Origin of the sequence: Streptomyces durbertensis (genome assembly GCF_014156695.1) — a bacterium.
Lineage (GTDB): Bacteria > Actinomycetota > Actinomycetes > Streptomycetales > Streptomycetaceae > Streptomyces > Streptomyces durbertensis.
The window spans coordinates 1-4,834 of the sequence record NZ_WMLF01000416.1 but is presented as its reverse complement, the minus strand read 5'-3'; the positions used below and the strand labels follow the sequence as shown (position 1 = coordinate 4,834).

At 69.9% G+C, this 4,834-nt stretch carries 3 protein-coding genes, 1 tRNA gene, 1 other RNA gene, 1 pseudogene and 1 CRISPR repeat array; of the genes and pseudogenes, 4 read left to right on the top strand and 2 right to left on the bottom strand.

The window, feature by feature from the left end:
- Positions 1 to 442: 442 nt before the first annotated feature.
- Positions 443 to 946 (top strand): nucleoside deaminase, encoded by a 504-nt coding sequence (locus tag GL263_RS21680; RefSeq protein WP_182857419.1) that lies wholly within the window; start codon positions 443 to 445, stop codon positions 944 to 946.
- 103 nt (positions 947 to 1,049) lie between these two features.
- On the opposite strand, the gene GL263_RS21675 is transcribed toward GL263_RS21680, so the two are convergent.
- Entirely contained in the window at positions 1,050 to 2,066 is a 1,017-nt protein-coding gene (locus GL263_RS21675) for a phosphorothioated DNA-binding restriction endonuclease (RefSeq protein WP_182857418.1), read from the bottom strand.
- A 488-nt stretch (positions 2,067 to 2,554) separates the two neighbouring features.
- Between GL263_RS21675 and GL263_RS21670 the strand changes: the two genes are divergently transcribed.
- Both GL263_RS21670 and GL263_RS21665 read left to right on the top strand, forming a co-directional pair.
- Positions 2,555 to 2,884 (top strand): hypothetical protein, encoded by a 330-nt coding sequence (locus tag GL263_RS21670; protein ID WP_182857417.1) that lies wholly within the window; start codon positions 2,555 to 2,557, stop codon positions 2,882 to 2,884.
- A gap of 240 nt (positions 2,885 to 3,124) precedes the next feature.
- Positions 3,125 to 3,413: a CRISPR direct-repeat array (repeat unit 30 nt; unit sequence GGCCGTCATCAGCCCTGGAGGGCTCGCAAC).
- Positions 3,414 to 3,455: 42 nt separating this feature from the next.
- Positions 3,456 to 4,442: pseudogene (locus tag GL263_RS21665) on the top strand (tyrosine-type recombinase/integrase); the annotation flags it as partial.
- Positions 4,443 to 4,534: 92 nt separating this feature from the next.
- Here GL263_RS21665 and GL263_RS21660 read toward each other — a convergent pair.
- Positions 4,535 to 4,622: transfer RNA gene (locus GL263_RS21660), tRNA-Ser, on the bottom strand.
- Between the two features lie 72 nt (positions 4,623 to 4,694).
- Here GL263_RS21660 and ffs point away from each other — a divergent pair.
- An RNA gene (ffs, locus tag GL263_RS21655) (signal recognition particle sRNA small type) lies at positions 4,695 to 4,793 on the top strand.
- Positions 4,794 to 4,834: the final 41 nt, after the last annotated feature.

Sequence of the window (4,834 nt, the reverse complement as noted above, 5' to 3'; positions counted from 1 at the left end):
CGCCCCGGCCCCTCGCACGGCCCCTCGCACGGCCACCCCGCACGGCCCAGCGACGACACAGCGCCAGCCGGCCCGTGGCCGGGGCCCTGTGCTGACGTCGGACGGTGCCCGGCAAGCGCTCCACCAGCTCTCCGCCGGACCGGCCCCACCGCCGCGCACCTCGACCACCAGCGGCTTTCGGCGGAGCCCCTGAGACCGCCGATCGCGCCGTCCGTATGAATCCACAAAAGGGCCCGGTCGGCGGGCCGACTCCTTCATGGTTTCGGTGACTGACCCTCGACGGTGCAAGGCGGTTCTACTAGCGGTATTCCGGAAAGACAGCACGTGAACGAGTCGCGGACAGGCCCGGCGATCGTGAACGCCGATCACCGTGCGACGGGGTTGAGCGAACTGCCCCACACCTCGGTCCGACCGGAGTCCCACCGTTTGCAGAGGAGTGACCGTGACCGCGCACACGCACGAAACGAGCATCCAGGAAATCGAGCGTGCCTGGATGGACGAGGCGATCGGTCTTGCCACGAGCAGCGTGCACAACGGCGGCGGCCCGTTCGGCGCGTTGATCGTCAAGGACGGCGAGATCGTCGCGATCGGCAACAACAAGGTCACGTCGAACCTGGACCCGACGGCGCACGGCGAGGTCAGCGCGATTCGTGCCGCCTGCAGGAAGCTGAACACCTTCTCGCTCGAAGGCTGCGTTCTGGTCACCTCGTGCGAGCCGTGCCCGATGTGCCTTTCCTCCGCGCTGTGGGCGCGGGTCGACCGGATCATCTTCGCCGCCGACCGCGACGACGCCGCGGTGGCCGGCTTCGACGACCGCAAGTTCTACGACCTGTTCGAGAAGAAGCCCGCGGAGCTGTGGCCGATGGCGATCGAGCGTGTGGAGATGCCCAACCGCACGGCGCCCTTCGACGCGTGGCTGGCCAAGTCCGACCGCGTCGACTACTGAGCACCCGCCGCCGAGGCCCCCCGGAACAGGCACCCTCGCGCCCGGGCGGACTCCGGCGAGCCGGAACGTCACGCACCTCGCCCGGACCGGCGCGCACTCCTGCTCAACCCGCAGGACCCTGAGGGCCGACCTGCGTGCGGCCGCGCGAGTCCCCGCCGGATCGGGTTCCCGGGACATCCGCGCCCGGGCGCGGGTCGCCCTGGAAGACCTGGCCGGTGTGCCAGGACAGATAGTGCGTCGCCACGGGGCTGGCCCCCGGCTGCGGTCCGCTGAGCGGGCGGTCCGCGAGCGCTGTGACGTGCTCGCGGGCCGCGCGGCTGTGCCCGACGAAGCGCTGCGAGACGAGGACGCGCCGGCCTTCTCGGCGCCTCCCCCCACTCCCGGCTTCGCTTGAGTGGGGGGACCCCGGGGGCCTCCACCCCACACCGAGGACGCCCTTGTCGAAGAGCTTGTGGTGCAGCGAGCACAGACACAGGCCGTTGTCGACGTCATCCGGACCACCGAACGCCCACCAGCGCACGTGCGCGGCCTCCAGCCCGACCGGCACCGCCCCGATGCGCCCGTCATAACCGCAGAAGGCGCACCGGTACTCGTAGGCCGTCAGTACCCGCTCCCGCATCCGCGGGTCCCTCCGCCGCCGCGCCGGCGACGACCAGCCCGTCTCCGCCGGCTCCAGCTCCAGCCCGAGCGCTTCGCACAGCTCGCCGTGCAGGGAGGGCGGGAAGTGCTGGTCGAGCAGGACACGCGCCATCCGCCCCAGCAGCGACGGCTCCCGTCGCAGCGCCGTCCGCAGGTCCGGCGTCAGCCGTCCCGCCGCCCCGCCCGCCCGCAGCTCCCTCACCCCGGTCCCGGGACTCCCGGGACCGCGGTCGGTCCGCACCTCCCACACCCCGTCGCTGACCAGGTGGTGGAACGGGTACGCGGGCGTTGTCCTGTTCGGCGGACCGTACTCGGCCAGCAGCCGCTTCAGGTCCTCCTCCACCGCGCTGTAGTACAGCTCGCCGTCGGCGTCCTCCTGGAACCGGCCGAGGGCGTAGAGCAGGAGCAGCGGCTTGTGGGGAGCCCGCGCCCCGCCCTTGGTCCACTGCCTCAACGTCGCGGCCCGCTCCAGCCAGTCCATGACGGGCGATCGTAGTACCGCCGCACCGGGAACGGACCTGAGCCCGCACGCGCATGGGCCGACGCCCCACCGACCGGCCACACGGCGAAGGTCCCGGCCGCTGGGCGGCCGGGACCTTCGTTCAGCCCGGTGGGGAGTGGGAACCGGGCGCCTCCGTGAACATGAGGGCCGGCTACATCCATGTGCCGGACGCCATGCCCAAGGAGGTGGCCGGGTAGATCGCCGACGCCATCTCGGGACGCCCGGAAGCACCGGCTGTGGGCAAGACCAGGACAACGCGAGCTGAGCAGCCTCACGGCGGCGCCCAGTGGTGGTGCGGTGCTGGGCAGTGTGCGGGGGCGTTCACCTGGGTTCATGGGCGGCTGGCCACCGGTGTGGAGACGGCTCCGGGACCCGCACGAACGACCGTGAACCGCCCTGAACGAGACGGAAGCTGAGACGGTCGGTGGGGTCGGGCTCGCTAACATCTTCGCTGTCAAAGGAGGGCCATGGCACTGGTCAGCAAGGGATCGCGACGGATCGTTGTCGACGGCACGGTCTACCGCTGGCGGCTGCGGGGCCGGCCGACGTACTGCCAGGGGCTGGCATGGTCGCCGTGTACGTTCGCGGTGGAGCATGCGAACACCCCAGGGACGACGCTCGTGGTCATCACCGACCAGCCGCATCCGAGTAACTGGATCGGCCGCGAAGCTGAGCCTGTACTGCCGTCCGGTGTCGCCGCGGCTGTTCGGGTTGCCTTGCGTGAGGGTTGGACCCCGACGGCCCCGGGCTCCTCGTTCCACCTCGATCAGGCCGTTGCCTTCACGTCCTCGTGCTAGCAGCTGCCGCCGGCCTTCGGCGCCTTCTGGCGCCGGGCATACGGTTCGTGGACGTCCCGCGTTCTGTGGGAAGCATGGCTCCCGAGGGAGCAATTTGGCTGAGACATACCTGGGCGAACCACAGGACGCCAGTCGCAGCGGCACAGCTCTGACCTGAGCTGTTGCACTACCGTCGGACTGCTGCACATCTTGTTCCAGAAGCCGCCTCGAGGGAGGTGCTGACCAGCAGCATTACCCTCGCGCCGTCATCAGCCCTGGAGGGCTCGCAACCCGCCCGCCTCCGCGGCGAAGGACGCGCGCCTGCTGGCCGTCATCAGCCCTGGAGGGCTCGCAACGGAAGAGGCCCGACTCAACTCCGGCTCGTCCACCGGCCGTCATCAGCCCTGGAGGGCTCGCAACTCATACACGCGACGTGCTTGTTCGAGCGATCCTGGCCGTCATCAGCCCTGGAGGGCTCGCAACCCTGGTTCGAGGAGGCGGCCAAGCTCTTGCGCGAGCTGGCCGTTATCAGCCCTGGAGGGCTCGCAACATGGTCGCCTGCTGCGCGCCGAGCTGCGCGAGCACCGCGCCGCCCGGCCTGGGCGCTCACAAGCTGGATGCCTTGGAACCCGAGCACCTCGAATCGTTCTACGAACGCATGCAGCGGAACGGGAGCGCCGCCGGGACGGCCCACCACGTACACCGCACGGTCCGGGTGGCTCTTGCCGAAGCCGTTCGCCGTGGCCACATCACCAAGAACGTCGCCGAGATCGCGCGGGCGCCGCGGATCGAAGAGGAGGACATTGAGCCGTACACCATCGAGGAGGTCCAGAGTCTCCTCGTAGAAGCGGCGAAGCTCCGCAACAGCGCGCGCTGGGTCATCGCCTTGGCGCTCGGGCTGCGGCAGGGCGAAGTCCTCGGGCTGAAGTGGGAGGACGTCTACCTCGACGCGGGATACATCCGCACTCGGAAGAACCGCCTGCGGCCGAGGTACGAGCACGGCTGCGCTGACCCCTGCGGGCGCAAGCCCGGCTATTGCCCGGACCGCCGCCAGGTCCGACGGGAGTACAAGAACACCAAGTCGCGCGCCGGCCGACGCACCATCGGACTGCCGGACCCGCTCATCAAGTTGCTTCGAAAACACCGGGAGCAGCAGGCGGACGAGCGGCGCGAGGCCGGGGAACTGTGGGAGGACAAGGGCTACGTCTTCGCCCAGCCGACCGGCGGGCCCCTCAACCCCAACACGGACTACCACCGGTGGAAGAAGCTGCTGGAGGACGCGGGGGTACGGGACGGCCGGCTGCACGACGCACGCCATACGGCTGGCACGGTTCTGCTCCTGCTCGGTGTGCCCGACGTGGCGGTCGACGCCATCATGGGATGGGAGCCGGGCGGCTCGGCTCGGATGCGGGCGCGGTACATGCACGTGACCGGACCGATGTTGAGGAAGATCGCCCAGCAGGTCGGTGACGCGCTCTGGGGAGCGGCCGGCGGGACGGCCGGAGAGCGCCCGCAGGGGCCGACTGAGACGGAAACTGAGACGGAAGATCATCCGGCGGGCGCAGGACGGGCCGTGTAGCGGCCGGACCGCTCCACCCGTCGTCGCACGCAGAAGTGGCCCTGACCAGGCGAACCTGGCAGGGCCACTTCTGTATTGCCCGGTGAAGGCAATGGCGGAGGATACGAGATTCGAACTCGTGAGGGGTTGCCCCCAACACGCTTTCCAAGCGTGCGCCCTAGGCCTCTAGGCGAATCCTCCGCCGCAAACAATACAAGACTCCGGGGAGTGCTTGCGAACTCGATCCGAGGTGCTCCGATCAGGTACTGTGGGCGCAGCCCCTCACGTGGCGCTATCTGACTGAACTCCCCCAGGGCCGGAAGGCAGCAAGGGTAGGTCGGCTCTGGCGGGTGCGTGGGGGGCGTTGTCGTTCCGTGGCGTGGTGGTCTCCGTGGTCGGGGGGTGACGGGGAG